The 16,068-nt window shown below is 70.8% G+C and carries 13 protein-coding genes; 7 read left to right on the forward strand and 6 right to left on the reverse strand.

Annotated elements, in window-relative coordinates:
* Nucleotides 1-2: 2 nt before the first annotated feature.
* The 4 genes from OHA64_RS05155 to OHA64_RS05170 all read right to left on the reverse strand — a co-directional run bounded on the left by OHA64_RS05155 (nt 3) and on the right by OHA64_RS05170 (nt 4,670).
* The gene (locus OHA64_RS05155; protein WP_405608502.1) at nt 3-905 is read right to left on the reverse strand and encodes a carbohydrate ABC transporter permease; all 903 of its coding nucleotides are present in this window, start codon (nt 903-905) and stop codon (nt 3-5) included.
* Nucleotides 902-1,813 (reverse strand): carbohydrate ABC transporter permease, encoded by a 912-nt coding sequence (locus OHA64_RS05160; RefSeq protein ID WP_405608505.1) that lies wholly within the window; start codon nt 1,811-1,813, stop codon nt 902-904. The genes OHA64_RS05155 and OHA64_RS05160 overlap by 4 nt, the downstream gene beginning before the upstream one ends.
* A 124-nt stretch (nt 1,814-1,937) precedes the next feature.
* Nucleotides 1,938-3,260, reverse strand: a complete 1,323-nt coding sequence (locus OHA64_RS05165) for an extracellular solute-binding protein (RefSeq protein WP_405608508.1) — start codon at nt 3,258-3,260, stop codon at nt 1,938-1,940.
* Between the two features lie 276 nt (nt 3,261-3,536).
* The gene (locus tag OHA64_RS05170) at nt 3,537-4,670 is read right to left on the reverse strand and encodes an ROK family transcriptional regulator (protein ID WP_405608511.1); all 1,134 of its coding nucleotides are present in this window, start codon (nt 4,668-4,670) and stop codon (nt 3,537-3,539) included.
* A gap of 319 nt (nt 4,671-4,989) precedes the next feature.
* On the opposite strand from OHA64_RS05170, the gene OHA64_RS05175 reads away from it, so the two are divergent.
* From OHA64_RS05175 to OHA64_RS05185, 3 genes are all read left to right on the forward strand, one after another.
* Nucleotides 4,990-5,898 (forward strand): N-acetylglucosamine kinase, encoded by a 909-nt coding sequence (locus OHA64_RS05175; protein WP_405608514.1) that lies wholly within the window; start codon nt 4,990-4,992, stop codon nt 5,896-5,898.
* 177 nt (nt 5,899-6,075) lie between these two features.
* A complete protein-coding gene (locus tag OHA64_RS05180; RefSeq protein WP_405608517.1) occupies nt 6,076-8,004 on the forward strand; it encodes a phosphatase PAP2 family protein in 1,929 nt (642 codons plus the stop codon).
* A gap of 92 nt (nt 8,005-8,096) precedes the next feature.
* Nucleotides 8,097-9,779: a phospholipid carrier-dependent glycosyltransferase gene (locus OHA64_RS05185; protein ID WP_405608520.1), complete on the forward strand. Its 1,683-nt coding sequence runs from the start codon at nt 8,097-8,099 to the stop codon at nt 9,777-9,779.
* 7 nt (nt 9,780-9,786) lie between these two features.
* Here the strand turns inward: OHA64_RS05185 and OHA64_RS05190 are convergent, their stop codons facing one another.
* On the reverse strand, nt 9,787-10,188 hold the full coding sequence (locus tag OHA64_RS05190; RefSeq protein ID WP_405608523.1) for a DUF3662 domain-containing protein: 402 nt from the start codon (nt 10,186-10,188) through the stop codon (nt 9,787-9,789).
* 182 nt (nt 10,189-10,370) lie between these two features.
* Here OHA64_RS05190 and OHA64_RS05195 point away from each other — a divergent pair, with 182 nt between their 5' ends.
* The 4 genes from OHA64_RS05195 (at nt 10,371) to OHA64_RS05210 (ending at nt 15,265) form a co-directional block, all read left to right on the forward strand.
* Nucleotides 10,371-11,294 (forward strand): MurR/RpiR family transcriptional regulator, encoded by a 924-nt coding sequence (locus OHA64_RS05195; RefSeq protein ID WP_405608526.1) that lies wholly within the window; start codon nt 10,371-10,373, stop codon nt 11,292-11,294.
* 318 nt (nt 11,295-11,612) lie between these two features.
* Nucleotides 11,613-12,005: a hypothetical protein gene (locus tag OHA64_RS05200; protein WP_405608529.1), complete on the forward strand. Its 393-nt coding sequence runs from the start codon at nt 11,613-11,615 to the stop codon at nt 12,003-12,005.
* A 75-nt stretch (nt 12,006-12,080) separates the two neighbouring features.
* A complete protein-coding gene (locus OHA64_RS05205) occupies nt 12,081-12,647 on the forward strand; it encodes an antibiotic biosynthesis monooxygenase (protein ID WP_405608532.1) in 567 nt (188 codons plus the stop codon).
* A 224-nt stretch (nt 12,648-12,871) separates the two neighbouring features.
* A complete protein-coding gene (locus OHA64_RS05210; RefSeq protein ID WP_405623871.1) occupies nt 12,872-15,265 on the forward strand; it encodes a SpoIIE family protein phosphatase in 2,394 nt (797 codons plus the stop codon).
* Nucleotides 15,266-15,564: 299 nt separating this feature from the next.
* Here OHA64_RS05210 and OHA64_RS05215 read toward each other — a convergent pair whose 3' ends face one another.
* On the reverse strand, nt 15,565-16,056 hold the full coding sequence (locus OHA64_RS05215) for a flavin reductase family protein (RefSeq protein WP_405608535.1): 492 nt from the start codon (nt 16,054-16,056) through the stop codon (nt 15,565-15,567).
* Between the last annotated feature and the right edge of the window lie 12 nt (nt 16,057-16,068).

Below are 16,068 nucleotides of genomic sequence, written 5' to 3' on the forward strand. Positions count from 1 at the left end.
GGTCAGTCCTTGAGTCCGGCGTTGATGTCGGCGCCCATGACGTAGCGCTGGAAGACCAGGAAGATGGCGATCAGAGGGATCATGGAGATGACCGACGCGCCGAGCAGTACCGACCAGTTGATGTTCTGCGCGCCGACGATGCTCTGGATGCCGATCTGCACGGTGAACTTGTTGGGGTCGTTGAGCATCAGCAGCGGCCAGATGTAGTCGTTCCACCGCCACTGGAAGGACAGGATGGCGAGGGTCAGCATGATGGGCCGGGAGAGCGGCACCATGATCCGCAGGAAGATCGACAGTTCGCGGGCTCCGTCGATGCGCGCTGCTTCCACGAGTTCGTCGGGAACCGTCAGGAAGAACTGGCGGAACATGAAGCATCCGGTCGCGGTGAGCACGGCCGGGAGGATGATGCCGGCGAACGAGTTGTAGAGGCCGAGGTTGCGGACCACCAGGAACTCAGGGGCGAGCATGACCTCGGACGGCAGCATCGTGGTGGCCAGGATGCAGATGAAGAAGACCTTGAGCCATTTGTTGTCGTACTTGGCCAGCGCGTACCCGGTGCAGCAGCTGACACCCACCGTGAGGATCGTCGTGATCACGCACACGATGGCCGTGTTGATGAAGTACTGGGAGAAGTTGGCACTGTCCCACGCTGCCTTGAAACCCGACAGCGTGGGGTTGTGCGGAACCAGCGTCAGCGGATAGGAGAACAGATCCCCGGCCGGTTTGAGGGAGCTGAGGATGAACCACAGCACCGGCAACCCGTAGAGGCAGGCCAGGATCCACAGCAGTGTCGTCGCGGGCACCGCCCGCCGGAGCCCACCGCTGCCCGCGTTGCGGGGCCGCTTCTTGGAAACGGCCCGTCCGGCATCGGCGTCGACCGGGCGTGGCATGTCTGTGGTTGTCATCGGTTCTCCACCCGCCGGTTGACGATCAGCTGGATGATCGCGACGGCCATCAGGATGAGCATGAGCACGAATGACGCGGCGCTCGCGTAGCCGATCTGGCCCCGTTTGAAGCCGGTCTCATAGATGTACTGGACCATCAGGTTGTTCGACGTTCCGGGGCCGCCGTTGTTGAGGGCGACGAACAGCGGGTATTCCTTCATCGCGTTGATCGTGTTGAGCAGGATGACGATGAACGAGGTGGGCGCGATGCTCGGCAGCGTGATGCTGACGAACTGGCGCCATGGACCGGCGCCGTCGAGCGAGGCAGCCTCGTAGTACGACACCGGTACGTTCTTGATCGCCGCGATGAACAGCAGCATCGAGAAGCCCGTCCAGGCCCAGGATGCCGCCACCACCACCACGATCAACGACAGGTCCGCGTTCGACTGCCACGGAACGGCACTCCCACCGAGCTTCTCGATGAGGTAGTTGACCAGCCCGAAGTTCTCACCGAACAGCCACCGCCACAGGACACCCACGACGATGGGCGACAGCAGCCACGGGATGAAGAAGAGGACGCGGGCGACCGACGCGCCCTTGGCGTGCTTGCTCACCAGCAGGTTGGCGGCGAGCAGCGAGAGCGCGAAGTTCAGCGGAACGAAGAGCACGGCGTACAGCAGCGTCCGGGTCAGCGCGTCGTAGAAGGTGGAGTCCCCGAACAGGTTGTGGTAGTTGTCCAGTCCGATGAACTGGAACGCCCCCACACCCGTGTAGTTCGTGAAGGAGTAGACGAGCCCGATCACCGCCGGCCAGACGAAGAACAGCGCGAAGAGCACGACATTGGCCGCGATGAGGACGAGCGGCGCGACGACGTACTTGTTGCGTCTCCTGGGCGGGCTCACGGACACGTCCGAGGCGCGTTTTGTCATCTTCCTGACTCCGTGCTGGTGGAATGGATTGCTGCGGGCTCAGTCCATGAGCCCGGCATCACGTGGGCCCCCGAGGCCGGGCGGCGGTGTCTTGGTCCCGCCGCCCGGGCCTGCCGGCCTACGCTCAGCCGCCGACCTGCTGGTTGTAGCCGTCCACGATGTTCTGCAGGGCCTTGTCGGCCGACTGCTGGCCGTTGATCGCCTTGCCGAGCTCCGTCTTGGTCGGGTCCTCGGTGATGCTCTTGCCCTTCAGCACCCAGTTCGTCTGCGCGGTGTTGAAGTACCCGGAGATCGGGGCGTAGAGCGGGATCGACTCGTTGTACAGCTTGAACGCCGCCTGCGCCGCCTCGGAGGTGAAGGGGTACTTCGGGTTCAGACCGCTCTCGACCGGCAGGAACCCGGACGCCTCGCACAGCGCCTGGTAGTGGGCCGGCTCGTACAGCCAGGACAGGAACTTCGTCCCCGCGGTGGCCGCGTCGCCGTTGTTGTTGAAGCCCACCGTCAGGCCGCCGCTATTGACGTCGCTGGCCTGCACCGGCTGGGCGGGAGTCGGGACGCTCGCCCAGTCGAACTTCTTGATGCTCTCCGCGAAGGCGGGCACCTGCCACACGCCGGACCAGTAGGCGACCACGTCACCGCTCTGGAACATGGCGGCCGGGTCGGCGCCGCTGGTCCACACCGACTTCGGCATGGTCTTGTCGTCGTTCAGTCCGACGAAGTACTTCACGGCCTTCTTGGTCGCCGCGTCCGCCGAGAACTTGCCGGAGGAGTCCGCGTGGACGTACTTCCCGCCCATCTCGTACACCATGGCGCGCAGCCGGGACGGCGACTGGTCGAAGGTCAGGGAGTACTTGGCGCCGGTCTTCTCGCGGACCTTGTTCGCCGCGGCGATGAAGTCGGTCCAGGTCCAGGTCTTCTGGGGCGAGGCCGGGAAGGAGACGCCGGCCTTCTTGAACAGCGACTTGTTGATGAACATGCCGGACGCGGTGACGTCCGAGGGGATGGCCAGCACCTTCCCGGACGAGTCCTTGGCGAGGAAGTTGGCGTTGATCTTGTTGCTCTTGTTGTTGGCGATGGACTTGAGGTCGATCAGCTTGTTCGACCAGATCGGGTCCAGCGCCGGCACGGTCGCCACGTCGGGCAGAGAGTTCGCCTGCGCGGCGTTGTGCAGCTTCGTCGTGTAGCCGTCGTAGGGGATGTTGACGAGCTTGACGGAGACGCCGGTTTCCTTCTTGTACTGCGCCACCATCTTCTTCCAGCCCGCGTCCTGCCCCGGAACCGTGGAGATCCAGAACGTCAGCGACTTGGAGTTCCCGCCCGAGTCGGATCCCGAGCCGCAGGCGGAGAGCAGCAGGGCACCTGCCGAGGCCACGGCAGCGAGGGGAACCAGGCGGCGTATGCCGCCGCGGCCGAGTCGGCGGGAGCGCCGCACACCCACAGTGGTCATCTTCGATCCCTTTTTCGTCGTAGCGGAAGAAGCACGGCGCCAGCCGAAGCGGCACGGGTGCATTGTGCAGGGAATTCCGCTTTCCGGGGGCACGGCCTCGCCCGGCCGCGTCGCCTTGACGGGTGGGGTCCCCGGCCATGTCGGCCGGCGCCGCACAAGCACGCCCTCGTGCGGCTGCCGTACTTCAAAGTACGGGCGGGAGGCTCACCCGGAGTCGGCGTCCCGGCCGACTTAGAAAGCGCTTGTCCGGACATTGGCAGATCGAGTCGGAAGCCGTCAATCCTTCTTCCCTCCGGCATCGGTCACGGTTTGGACTCCTCGGGAGACCGCGAGCCGGGCAGCGCCCACGACGGTGCCGAGATCGCCGACCGTGCTGCTGACGACTTCGGTGGGCCAGCTCAGCCGGGCGAGCTCGGCGCGCACACCGGGCAGGAGCTGCGGATCCGCGCCGGTGCTGCCGCCCAGAACGATCAGTCCCGGGTCCAGTACGGCGGTCACGGCGGCGGCGAGACGGCCGACGTCGGCGGCATGGCGGCCTATCACGGCGCGGGCCGCCGCCCGGCCCTTCCCTGCCAGGGCGAAGAGCTGCTCGGCGGTGCGCGGACACGGCCCGTCCTCGTCCGGCCAGGCCTCGGCCGCCCGCCGCAGGAGCGAGCGGGCGCCGATGTACTCCTCCAGCGCCTCCTGCGCCGGCTCACGGCCGACGTCCCACGGGTACGGCAGTCGGGCCAGCTCGCCGGCCGCGCCGTTGGCTCCGCGCAGCACCCGGCCGCCGACCACGATGCCGAGGCCGATACCGACGCCGATCCGCAGGTAGCCGAAGGTGTCACGACCGCGGGCGGCGCCTTCGTGCAGCTCCGCGAGCGCCGCGCAGTTGACGTTGTTCTCGAGGTGGATGGGTACGCCCGGCGGCAGCGCGACGGCCATGGCGTCGAACACGGGGCCGGCCTTGGCGGTCGCGGGACGCACGCCGGTCCCCCGTTTCTGCGGCACGGTGACATCACCGACCGCGACGACGATGGTGCGCAGCGGAGCGCCGTCCGGCAGCCCGTCGAGGGCCTGGCGCACCACGTCGGCGGCGCCCTCCCGGGAGCCGGTCGCCTGGGCGAGCAGGGTGCCGTCCAGGGCGCAGCCGCGTACCCGCGTGAAGGCGGGGCCGAGGTCGACGGCGAGTACGGCCCCGGCGGCGGGGCCGAGACGGTAGACGGCGGCGGAACGGCCCGTGCCGCTGGAGGCGGTGCCGGAGTGGGCGGCGAGCCGGGCGTTCTCCAGTTCCGCGACGGCGGAGGACACCGTCGGCTTGGACAGACCCGCCAGGGTCGCGAGCTGCGGCCGGGTCGCGGTGCCCGCCCCGGCCAGCACGGCGAACACCGCGCTCGCGCTCTCGGTCAGGCGAGAGGCTCTCGCCACGTCGTGTTCCACAGTTCTCCCGCACGGGTCATGGGCCGCACTCCCGGAGCGATCGCTTCCCGGGATGCGGCGATGGGATGCCCTGGCGCCCGCGGTTCCCGCCCGGCCGCGGCCCGGTGGGAACGCTGCGGTGGTCGCGTGCGAGACGCCTCTTGACACGCACTGTACTTCGTTAGTTAACTTCCTAACGAACGTCACGGTACTCGCCTGCCGTGCCCGACAGAAGCCCGTCCCGGGGCTTCCCTAGTTCATCAACTCCCCATGTTCCAGGCACGGTTCGCCCGCCGTCGCAGCCAAGCGCAACGACGAAAGAGGATCCGTGCAGGACGCCCTTCCCCCATGTCCTCTCGTGGTCGGTATCGACGTGGGCGGCACCAAGACGCATCTCCGCGCCTTCGCGGGGGACGACCTGGTCGCCGACCATGTCCGCCCGAGCAGCGGCTGGCGGCCGCACGACCCCGTGGCCGCGGCCGCCTGGGTCGCGGCACTGGTCGCCGGGGCACTGCCGGCGGGCGCGCGCCCGTCGGCCGTCGCCGTGGGCGGCCACGCCTGTGAGACACCCCGGCAGTGCCACCAGATACGCACCGCGCTGCATCTGCACTTCGACGCGCCCGCACTCGTCATGGGCGACGCCGAACTCCTCGTACCGGCCGCCGGCCTCGTGCGGGGTGTCGGCCTGGTCGCCGGCACCGGTTCCGTCGCGGTCGGCCGCCTCGCCGACAACAGCCTCGTCCAGGTCGGCGGCTGGGGCGCGGTGCTCGGGGACGAGGGCGGCTCGGCGGGCCTCGTCCGCGAGGCCGTACGGTCCGTCTGGGCGGCCCACGACCGCGGCGAGAGCGCCGACGAACTCGCCAAGGGCCTGGTCGCCGCGTTCGGTGTCGACGAGGTACCGGCCCTCGGCGCGGCCCTGGAGCGGGCCACCGACGTCTCCGCCGAGTGGGGCCGGCTCGCCCCCGTGGTGTTCACCGCCGCCGAGGCGGGATCCCTCCTCGCCCGTACGGTGATCACCGAGGGCGGCCGCTCCCTGGCCGCGCTCGTCCGACGGCTCGCCGACCGCGGAGTGCCGGTCGAGGACGTCGTGGTCGCCGGCAGCACCGTGCTCGCCCAACCCGCCCTGTACGAGGCCTTCGTGACGTCCCTGGCCACGAGCGTGCCCGGGGCCCGCCCGAGGCCTCTGGACGCAGCGCCGGTCGAGGGAGCGGTGGCGATGGCCCGTTCACTCCTCTGACATGCGGCGGACGCCGGATCCGCCCTGATCCGACACAACTCGCCCGTAGATCTTCGCTCGTGGGACTCGGGAAAGCGCGTTCGACGCCAACGTCACGTGCCGCACCATGAGTCACGATCTATCGCTCCACCTCCTTCCCGCGGCCGTACGGCCGAAGAACTCGAGAGAGGCAGACGTATGCCGTCATCAGCCGGGCACCGCTCCCCCTCGCCGGTCCGTGAACGCGCCGTGAACCGGAGGGGGTTCCTCAAGACCTCCCTTGGTGCCTCGGCCGGTGTGCTGGCCGCGCCCACCCTCGTGACATGGCTGGCTGCCGCGGACGCGAAGGCCGCCGCCGGCGCCGCCGCGTTCGTGGACGACTACAGGACCAACGTCATGGCGAACCTGACGCCCGAGACCAATGCCGTGGTCCGCGTCCTCGGCGGCATGGCCGCCGTGTGGAAGACCGGCGGCGCCTGGAACACCGGCACCCCGCTGATGCCCGAAGTGCTGCGCGCCAACATGCGCTACTGCGCCCACCTCACCTCGACGCGCACCGAGGCGCAGGCGAAGGAGGCCTTCCTCTACGACCGTCAGCACCAGAGTTACGCGATGATCGCCGGCCTGGGTCCGCTGGCCGACCTGTACCGGACGGGTGCCCAGGCCGTCACGTCGATCACCGGCGCGCCCGACGGCACACCGCCCACCAAGATCGACGACGCGATACCGGCCGACGCCCCGGCCGGCTCCGCTCTCGGCGCGGGCTCGCACGACTCGGCGCTCGGCAAGGTGGCCGAACTGGTCGACACGGTGCGCGGCCCGTTCGCCTCCGGCAACCCCGGCAAGTACGCCTTCCAGTACCCGCGCCCGTGGCGCATGAACGAGGACAGCCAGGTCGTCGACACCGGGAGGACCGACGCGCTCGGCTACCCCGTCTACGACTCCAAGGTGCTCGTGGCCACGCAACTGCTGCGGCAGCGCAGCACCTCGCCGGTGGACGACGGCGGCTACCCCAGCGGCCACACCAACGCCTTCCACCTCGCGGCACTGGCCTACGCGTACGCGGTGCCGGAGCGCTTCCAGGAACTGGTGACGCGCGCCTTCGAGCTGAGCCACACCCGGATCATGTCGGGCATGCACTCGACGGTCGACGTCCTCGGCGGCCGGATCATGGCCACCGCCCTGGCCGCCGCCACTCTGGCCGATCCAGCGAACGCGGAGATCAAGGCCGCGGCACGCGCCCAGGCCCTGGCGTACTTCCAGAAGGAGACCGGCACGACGGCGGACACGCTGTACGCGTACGCCCACTCGGACAGCTCCGACCCGTACGCCGACCGGGACGACAACGCCCGTGCCGTCAAGCCCCGGTTGACGTACGTGCTCACCCGACGCGGCCACGACGAGCCGCTGACCGTGCCGAAGGGCGCGGAGGTGCTGCTGGAGACGCGACTGCCGTACCTGAGCGCGGCTCAGCGGCGTGACGTCCTGCGCACCACCGCGGTGCCCTCCGGGTACGTCCTGCTGGACGGCTTCGAGCAGTGGGGCCGGCTGAACCTGTTCGCCGCGGCCGACGGTTACGGCGCCTTCGACTCCGACGTGAGCGTCACGCTCGACGCGGCGGCCGGCGGCTTCCAGGCCGCGGACAGCTGGCGCAACGACATCGACGGGCCGGGCGGCCTGACCAAGCGCGGCACCGGCACGCTGACCCTGACGGGGCACAACCGGTACACGGGCGGCACCGTGCTGGCCGACGGTGTCCTCGTCGCCGGGTCGGCGCACGCGCTGGGCCACGGTGATGTGCGGGTCCAGGGCGGCACGCTCGAGCTCGGCACGTCGCTCCAGGTCCACGGCACCTACACGCAGGACTCCGGCACGCTGCGGGTGACGCTGCGCTCGGGCCAGGAGCCGGTCCTGGAGGTGACGCGCCGGGCGGTGCTGGGCCGGGGCAGCACGCTGTCCCTGCGGCTGGACGCCGACCGGCCGCCGGCCGCCGGCCGCACGGTCCGCGTGCTCGGCGCCCCGGTGCTGCGCGGCCAGTTCGACCGCGTCGAGCTGAACTCCGACCGTCTGCGGGCCGTACCCGTCTACACGGCGGAAGGTCTGTCGGTACGACTCCTGAAGCGGTAACGCCCCGGGTGGCGGGAGCTGGTGCAGAGTAGGCGCATGAGACGCCGCTCGGTCGCTCCCGCCACCGCCCGCCCGGTGTCACCGCGGGGCGGATGATGGCGCGCGTGACGCACACGGTCCTGGACCCGAAGACAGCTGTCGACGCGTCCGGCGGACGGACGCCGGAACGGCCCGGCAGGCGGTGGCTGGTGCCGTTACTGGTGGTGCTGCTCCTGGGCCAGATGGCCGCCTCGATGGTGACGACGGCCGTGCGGCAGACCCCGACCATCGACGAACCGGTGTACGTCGGCACGGCCGCCGAGTACCTGCACGAACACCGCGTGCGCCACAACCCGGAGCATCCGCCGCTCGGCAAACTGGTCATCGCCACCGGCGTGGCGCTCGCGGACCCGCACGTCGAACCGTCCGTCACCGAGGGCCAGAGCCTCCTCGGACAGCGCCTGTTGTACGAGTCCGGCAACGACCCGTGGCGGCTGATGCTGTGGGCCCGCCTCCCGGTCATCGCGCTGACCCTGCTTTTCGGTCTCGTCGTCCTCGCCTTCGCCCGCGAACTCGCGGGCCCGGTGGCCGGGTTGGTCGCGCTCGCCCTTTACACCTTCTCCCCCGACGTCGTCGCGCACGGCTCGCTGGCCACGCTGGACGTGCCGGCGGCCGGCTTCCTGCTGACCTCGGTGTGGCTGCTGTGGCGGGCGCGTCGGCGTCCTGGGCTGTTCCTGCCGCTCGCCGGGGTGGCGCTCGGCGCGGCCCTGGCCACGAAGATGAGCACGCTGGTGGCGATCCCGGTGCTGCTGGTCCTGGCCGGGGTGTCGGTCTGGTCCTATCCGGCCGCCCGGCTGTCGGGCCGGCGCCGGGCGCTGCTCCGGGCGGCCGTGGGGGCCGCCGTGGTGGCCCTGGTGGCGGTCGCCGTGGTCTGGGCCGCGTACCTGGCCGTCGATCCGCGGCTGCGCTGGTCGCCCGTGCAGTACGTGCCCGTGGTGCACGGGCGGCGCGGGCTGCTGGTCGAGCTGATGCCGTTCCCGGAGGCGTACCGGGACGGGATGCGCATCCAGTTCGGTCTGGAGAACCACCCGTGGGAGGGCTTCCTCTTCGGCAAGGTGTACACCGGGTCCCTCTGGTATTACCTGCCGGCCGCACTGCTGGTGAAGACCCCGCTCGGCATGCTGGCCCTGTGGGCCGCCGGCGCGGTCGTGGTGTGCGTGGTCCCCCGGCTGCGGCCCACGGCGCCGTACCTGCTCGCGCCCTCCGCCGTGCTGCTGGCCGCGGCCATGGAGGGGGCCCGCGACCTCGGCACCCGCTACGCCGTCTTCCTGCCGATGTTCCTGGCGGTGGCCGCGAGCTGTGTCGTCGCCGTGCGGTGGCGGTGGGGCCCGGCCGTGACGGGGGCGCTGGTGCTGTTCGTCGCGGTGAGCTCGCTGCGGACGTACCCCTACTATCTGCCGTACTCCAACGAGGCGTTCGGTGGCCCGGCGAAGACCCGGCTGCACCTGCACGACTCCAACGTCGACTGGGGTCAGGACCTCGGCCGGCTCGCCGACCGGCTGCGCGAACGCTACCGGGGCGAGCGGATCTGGCTCGTGTACAAGGGCAGTGGTGTGCCGTCGTACTACGGCATCGACGCGGCCGATCCACGTGAGGGGCCCGTGCGGGCGGTGCGCGGACTGCTGGTCGTCTCCGACTCCGCGGTCGCCAAGGCGACCGGAAGGCTGGCCGAGCTGATCGACAGCAGTCGCCGGATCGACGAGGTCGGTCACTCGATCACGATCTACCGGCGGTGATCCGCCTCTAGTGCGTCACGTACTGGAATCCCTCGGCGCTCACATGGGTCATCACCCTGCTGGCCACGTGGTAGCGGCCGTTGGGCACGGCCGAGGACCTCGTGATGTGCACGGTGAGCGGGCCGGCCCATTCGTAGCCCTTGCCCTCCGCGTGCCGCATCAGGGCGTCGGTGAGCTCCTGGCCGACGCTGCTGCCCCGGCGGGTGAGTTCGTCGTGCACGCCGTCGGCGAGTTCGACGTCGTAGGCGTTGGGGACCACCACCCGGGACTCGCTGCAGACGACCACGTTGCGGTCGCACTCGGCCCGCAACGCGTCGAGGAGTTCGACGGGGTCCTTGTCGGCGACCCTCGCCCACAGCGCCTCCCACCGGCTTTCCAGGGCCTGTTCCAGCGCGCTGATCGCGCTCATTCGCTCCTCCTTGACGTCGACGGTGCCGCACCTCGCTGTCGACCGGTGCCGCCAGGCGGGTGCCCGGCCCGCGCGCGCGTATCCGTCCTTTTCGTCGGCGGCCGGATGACGCCGCACAAGCCCTGGTCACCGGGGTGGGTGGGCTATGTTGAACGTCCGTGGGAGACAAAGGAGGCGCACCGGTGCCATCGCCGCAGCAGGCACGCGCACAGTCATCCTCGATCACCTCGGGCAAGACCGCACCGGAGGCGGAGGCCTCCCCCACGTCCCAGCTCAGGACGCTCTTCGACCGGCCCCGGCTGTCCCCGGGACAGCGACGCATCGCGCAGTACCTGATCGAGCACATCACCGAGGCGGCCTTCCTGTCGATCACCGATCTCGCGGAGCGCGTCGGCGTCAGCCAGCCCTCGGTGACGCGGTTCGCCGCCGCGGTCGGCTTCAGCGGATATCCCGCCCTGCGGGAGAAACTGCAGGCGATCGCGCTCCGCGCCCTCGCCGGCGGCCCCGCGACGGCGGAGGACAACGGGAGCAACGAACTCCAGGCGGCCGTCGACGCCGAGATCGAGAACCTGGAGAACCTGCGACGGGACTTCGTCGACCCCGACCAGGTGATCGGTGTGGGCCGCGAGTTGTCCCGCTCGACCCCGCTGACCGTGCTGGGCCTGCGCATCTCGGCGTCCCTGGCCGAGTACTTCGCGTACGCGGCGCGCCGCGTCCACCCCGACGTGCGGCTGGTGACGCGGGGTGGCAGCGTCGCCTACGACTCCCTGCTCCAGTCGCGGGAGGCCGGCGGCACCTGGGTCCTGGCGTTCTCCATGCCCCGGCACGCCCAGGAGACCCTGACCGCCGTACGCGTCGCGCGCAGCGCCGGGTTGAAGATCGCGCTGATCACCGACCTGGCTCTCGGGCCGGTCGCCGACGAGGCGGACGCCGTGTTCGCCCTCGGTACCGGCTCCCGTCTGGTCTTCGACTCCTATGCCGCCCCGGGTGTGATGGCCGCGGCACTGCTCCAGGCGATGACGGACGCCGACCCGGAGCGCACGCAGGCCCGGCTGGAGGAGTACGAGCAGATCTCCGACCAGCACCAGTTCTTCCTGCGGGACTGACCGCACCTCCGCCCACATCGGCACAACTCGGAGCATCGAGGAATCTTCGCCACATATCGCGCATGAATGTTTTCATGCGCCTTGCAAAGCAGACGGCATATATAAATACTGCTCATCGGATCGCACCCCCGGGCCGCACCGGGAGACGTTCCACACCGACGGACACCCGAAGCCGCCGTCTCCTACCCGCGTCGGCGCCCAGGGTGTCCGGGCCGGGCGTCGCCTGAGCGAACGCCCGTTCGCGGCCCCGGCCATCCCCTGGGCCGGGGCCGCCCACCCCCGTCGGACCACCCGCACGACGCCGCACACCGGGAAGCGATGACCATGCCCCTGACGAGCACGCGGACGACCGCCCGCATCGGCCCGGACTGGCCGTGCCAGGTCAAGGCCCCCGGCAGTTACGACTGGGAGCGCTCGGCGGCCAAGTGGCTGCGCGAGCTGGTGCCGGCGCGCTACGCCAGCTACCCGGCGCTGATCCGGCACCCGGTGCTGCTCGCCCGGCACGCACAGATCCAGGTCCAGCACGAGATCCGCGTCGCCCGCACCGCCCTGCAGACGGCCCGGGCCGACCTGCCCGCGCTGGGTCTGCCGGAGTCGGTCATCGAGCACACGATCAAGCTGTACGCGGCGGAGGTCCTGCAACTTCAGCACATCGCCCGCAGCGTCCGCGCGGTCACCCGGGCACTGGTCGACCACACGCACGGCCGCTGACGGCCGAGGGTCCAGGACGCCCCGCTTCCGCCCGTGACGGCATGACGAGCCGCTCAGGTGGCACCCGTGGTGAACATGAGCACCACCGAAGTACGGCGCAGCGAGCCGATCACCACGGTCCTCACCTGGCAGGTGCGCCCGGGCCACCAGCACGAGTTCGAGGAGTGGACGCACGGGATCGCCGACTGCGCCAGACGGTTCCCGGGCAACGAGGGCGTCTCGTGGCTGCGTCCCGAGGACGGGCACCGCTATCACGCGGTGCTGCGCTGGTCCGACCCGCGTCGGCTCGCCGCCTGGCTGGAGTCGGAGGAGCGCACCACGTGGCACGAGCGGATCGAGGGCATCGCCCAGGAGATCGGCAGCGAGCGCCAGTCGACGACCGGAATGGAGGCCTGGTTCAGTCTGCCCGGCACGACCGTGCAGGCCCCGCCCCGGTGGAAGATGGTGCTCACCACCTTCCTCGGCGCCTATCCGTTCACCCTGCTGATCCAGTGGCTGGTGACTCCCGCCACCACCAACTGGCCGCTGCCGCTGCGCGCCGCCGTGTTCCCCCTGGTGCTGCTGCCCGTGCTGACCTACCTGGTGATGCCGTCGCTCAGCCGTCTGCTGCGGCTGTGGCTGTTCCCGCCGCCTGACCGTTGACGCCGTGGGCGGACAGGTCGGGGCCCTCGCCGACGCCCGGAAAGGACAAGGTCGGCGGGGCCCCGTCTCCTGGGGCGGAGGCCCCGGCCGGCCCGGCGGCGAGGGTCTCACCGGTACGTGCGATCCCCCGGTGCAAGCCGGCAATCGAAGCAAGACTGATGTGCAATGCTCGTCGTGTGACGAGCGAGCCCGCCAGCCCCGCCGAACCCGGCACCGAGCCCGAAATGGTTGCGCTGGCCCAGGTGGTTGCCCGGCAGCGTGCCGAGATGGACCGGCTGCGGGACCAGGCCGTCACGTCCGCCGTCCTGGAGCGGGCCAAGGGCGCGTTGATGGCGCTGAACAGGTACAACCCGGACGAGGCCGTCGAGGAACTGAGGCGGCGGGCCAAGGCCGCCGACCGCACGCTGGCCGAGGAGTGCTGGACAACCCTGGGCGGCCTGGTGCCTTCGTCGCGTGGCGCTGTGCACGAGCCCCGTCCCGCCCTCTCCGTGACCGACGACTCGGCGCACGGGACCGGCGTACCGGCAGCCCAGCGCACGACCGATGCCGACACCTGGGCCGACGGCAGGAACGACGACGATGGCGCGAACGACGACTTCGCCGCCCTCGGTCGTCTCGGTGAGGCGCTGGTCCGCGTGAGCACCCCGCAGGAACTCGCCCGGTGCCTGCTGGAACACCTCGCGCCGGAGGCCGACGCCGACGGGATCATGCTCTACCAGCGACTGGCCACCGGAGGCCTCGAACTCATCGGGCACGCCGGCATCGACGACACCCTCGCCGCCCAGTGGTGCCACGTGCCGCCACTGACCGGGGTGGCCGCGCTCGACGCGCTGCGGGCACGGGAGCCGCAGTGGCTGGAGGACTTCGAGGCGGACCGGGAACGGTATCTGCTCATCGGGGATCCACCCGAGCGCTGGCGCTCCCGGGCCTGGCTGCCGCTGCCGACCGGGGACGTGGCCGACGTCTGCATCGGCGTGCTGCGCACACGCGAGGGCTCGTTCACACCGTCGGTCCGAAGGCTCCTGCGGGCGGTGCCACGGCTGTGCGCCGGACGACTGCGCGCGTTCGGTTCCCGGCACGTTCCGGCCGCCGACGTGACCGGATCCGCACAGGCGGTGTTCGGTTCGTTGCCGGGCGCCGCGGTCCTGATGACCCCGCTGCGGGCAGTGTCCTCGGAGGTCGAGGACTACCGCATCGACGCGGCGACGGCGGAGGCGGTCGACATAGTCGGTCGCACCGGGGACGATCTGGTCGGCCGCAGGATCCTGGAGTGCTTCCCGAGCATGGCGGGCGAGGAGCTGTGGCGGGGCTGTCTGCGCACCCTCGCCGCCGGGGAGCCGTTCGAGAGCAAACCGTTCGCCCACCAGGAGAGCGTGTCCGGGGTCCCGGAACTCTCCGTGTACGCGGTACGGGCGGCCCGGCTGGGCGACGGACTGGTGGTCACCTGGATCCGGCGCGAGTCCTCGCACCGGCAGGAGCAGCGGCTGGCGGACGTGCAGCGGCTGGGCAATCTGGGCTGGGCGAACTGGAACCTGGTCACGCACGAGGCCGGCTGGTCGTCCCAGGTCCTCGCGATCTTCGACCGGGCCCCCGATCAGGGGCCGATCCCTCTCGCCGAGCTGCCGGCCCACACACTGCCCCAGGACGCGCCGCTGCTGGCCCGCGCCATCCGCGAACTCGTAGACGCGGGACGGGCGTTCGACGTGCCGTTCCGGATCCGGACGGGCGACGGGATCCGCCATCTGCGGGCCGTCGCCGAGGCGCTGACGGACGTCGACGGCACGCCCGTCGAAGTGCACGGCTTCGTCCAGGACCTCACCGCGCAGCGCAGCGTGGAGCTCGCCCTCGTGGAGAGCGAGCAGCAGAACCTCACCCAGCACGGCGTGCTGCGCGCCGAGCGCACACTGGCCGCCCGGCTCCAGCACGCGCTGCTGCCGCTGCCCACCAGCCCCGTGCGGCCGGCCGGGCTGCGGGTCGAGGTCGCCTATATGCCCGCCCAGACGGGGCTGCACGTCGGCGGCGACTGGTTCAGCGCCATCGAACTGCCTGACGGCGACGCCCTGTTCGTGGTCGGTGATGTCGCCGGCCACGGCATCGACGCCGTCGCCACGATGGCCCAGCTCCGCTTCACCGCCAAGGGCATGGTCATCACCGGTTCGTCACTGACCGGCGCATTGGCCCGGCTCAACACCCTGCTGCTGCACTCCCGGGACTCCCACGGCACCGCGACCATGATCCTGGCCCGCTACAACCCTGGTGAGCGCCGTCTGGTGTGGGCACAGGCGGGCCATCCGCCGCCGCTGCTGCTGCGCGACGGGGACGTGCGCTACCTGGGGCGCCCGCGCGGCATGCTGCTCGGCGCGAGCTCCTCGCCGGTCTACGCGGAGACGGAGTGCCTTCTGGAACCGGGCGACCGGCTCATCCTGTACACGGACGGTCTGGTGGAGCGGCCCGGGGAGAGCATCGACCTCGGCCTGGCGCGGCTCGCGGAGGCTGCCGTCACCCACCACACCGACGAGCCGGGCTCCCTGGGCCCCCTGCTCGCCGCCCTGCTCCGGGACGACCCGCGGGACGACGTCTGTGTCGTCGACATCCGGGTGCCGACCGAGCCGGAGTGACGGGGGGCACCGCTCCGGCCGCGCCCGCCGCCGTTCGTCATCTTCGCGGCCGTCAAATCGCCTTCGCGGCCCGTCAGTCGTCTCCGCGGTGCCGCCAGTACCAGAACACCCCCACGACGAGGGCCAGCAGGAATACGGCGGGCAGCACCAGGCCCGGGATACGGGAGCCGCTCATCGGCGTGGCCTTCGTTCAGGACGTACGGGACCCCGGGGAGGGGTGTGCCCATGCTGACGTCCGCCGATCCGTCGTCGCGGTCACTTTCCCCAGGCGTTGCCCGGTGTTCGAGTACGCGGCGGAATCAGTCGGCCGGGTGACCGGGCGGGATCCCGTACGCCTCGTCGAGCCGCAGCAGCGGGCCGTCGTCCGTGCCCTCCCGCTCGCCGGCCGTCACCGGGTCGAGGACGAAGCCGACGTGATCGCCCGCGTCGGCGCGCAGCAGGACCGCGCCGACGTACCAGGCCGCCGCGTCCTGAAGCACGGTCGTTCCTTCCGGCCCCTCCTGCCAGCGGACGTGCTCGAACTTGTCCGTACGGTCGCCGGTGCGGGAGCCGAACAGCTCGGCCAGTTCCCGTTGTTCACGGGTCAGCAGGTGCACGCAGAGGTGACGGGCCGAGCGCGCCACCCGGTAGGTGTGATTCATCCGGGACAGCCACACCACGAAGCGCGCCGGGTGGATGGAGCACTGGGAGGAGAAGCCGACCAGGCAGCCGGCCCGCTCTGAGTCCGCCGTCGCGGTCACCACACACATGCCCGGGTTCAGCCGGTCGATGAACGCGTCCATGCCCGCCATACCCGCTCCACG

It is taken from the genome of Streptomyces sp. NBC_00076 (genome assembly GCF_045041235.1).
Lineage (GTDB): Bacteria > Actinomycetota > Actinomycetes > Streptomycetales > Streptomycetaceae > Streptomyces.

What these genes read in the sequence shown, in the direction of transcription:
- OHA64_RS05155 (WP_405608502.1), bottom strand. Translation starts at nt 905, where the DNA reads ATGACAACCACAGACATGCCACGCCCGGTCGACGCCGATGCCGGACGG.
- OHA64_RS05160 (WP_405608505.1), bottom strand. Translation starts at nt 1,813, where the DNA reads ATGACAAAACGCGCCTCGGACGTGTCCGTGAGCCCGCCCAGGAGACGC.
- OHA64_RS05165 (WP_405608508.1), bottom strand. Translation starts at nt 3,260, where the DNA reads ATGACCACTGTGGGTGTGCGGCGCTCCCGCCGACTCGGCCGCGGCGGC.
- OHA64_RS05180 (WP_405608517.1), top strand. Translation starts at nt 6,076, where the DNA reads ATGCCGTCATCAGCCGGGCACCGCTCCCCCTCGCCGGTCCGTGAACGC.
- OHA64_RS05185 (WP_405608520.1), top strand. Translation starts at nt 8,097, where the DNA reads ATGATGGCGCGCGTGACGCACACGGTCCTGGACCCGAAGACAGCTGTC.
- OHA64_RS05190 (WP_405608523.1), bottom strand. Translation starts at nt 10,188, where the DNA reads ATGAGCGCGATCAGCGCGCTGGAACAGGCCCTGGAAAGCCGGTGGGAG.
- OHA64_RS05200 (WP_405608529.1), top strand. Translation starts at nt 11,613, where the DNA reads ATGACCATGCCCCTGACGAGCACGCGGACGACCGCCCGCATCGGCCCG.
- OHA64_RS05205 (WP_405608532.1), top strand. Translation starts at nt 12,081, where the DNA reads ATGAGCACCACCGAAGTACGGCGCAGCGAGCCGATCACCACGGTCCTC.
- OHA64_RS05210 (WP_405623871.1), top strand. Translation starts at nt 12,872, where the DNA reads ATGGTTGCGCTGGCCCAGGTGGTTGCCCGGCAGCGTGCCGAGATGGAC.
- OHA64_RS05215 (WP_405608535.1), bottom strand. Translation starts at nt 16,056, where the DNA reads ATGGCGGGCATGGACGCGTTCATCGACCGGCTGAACCCGGGCATGTGT.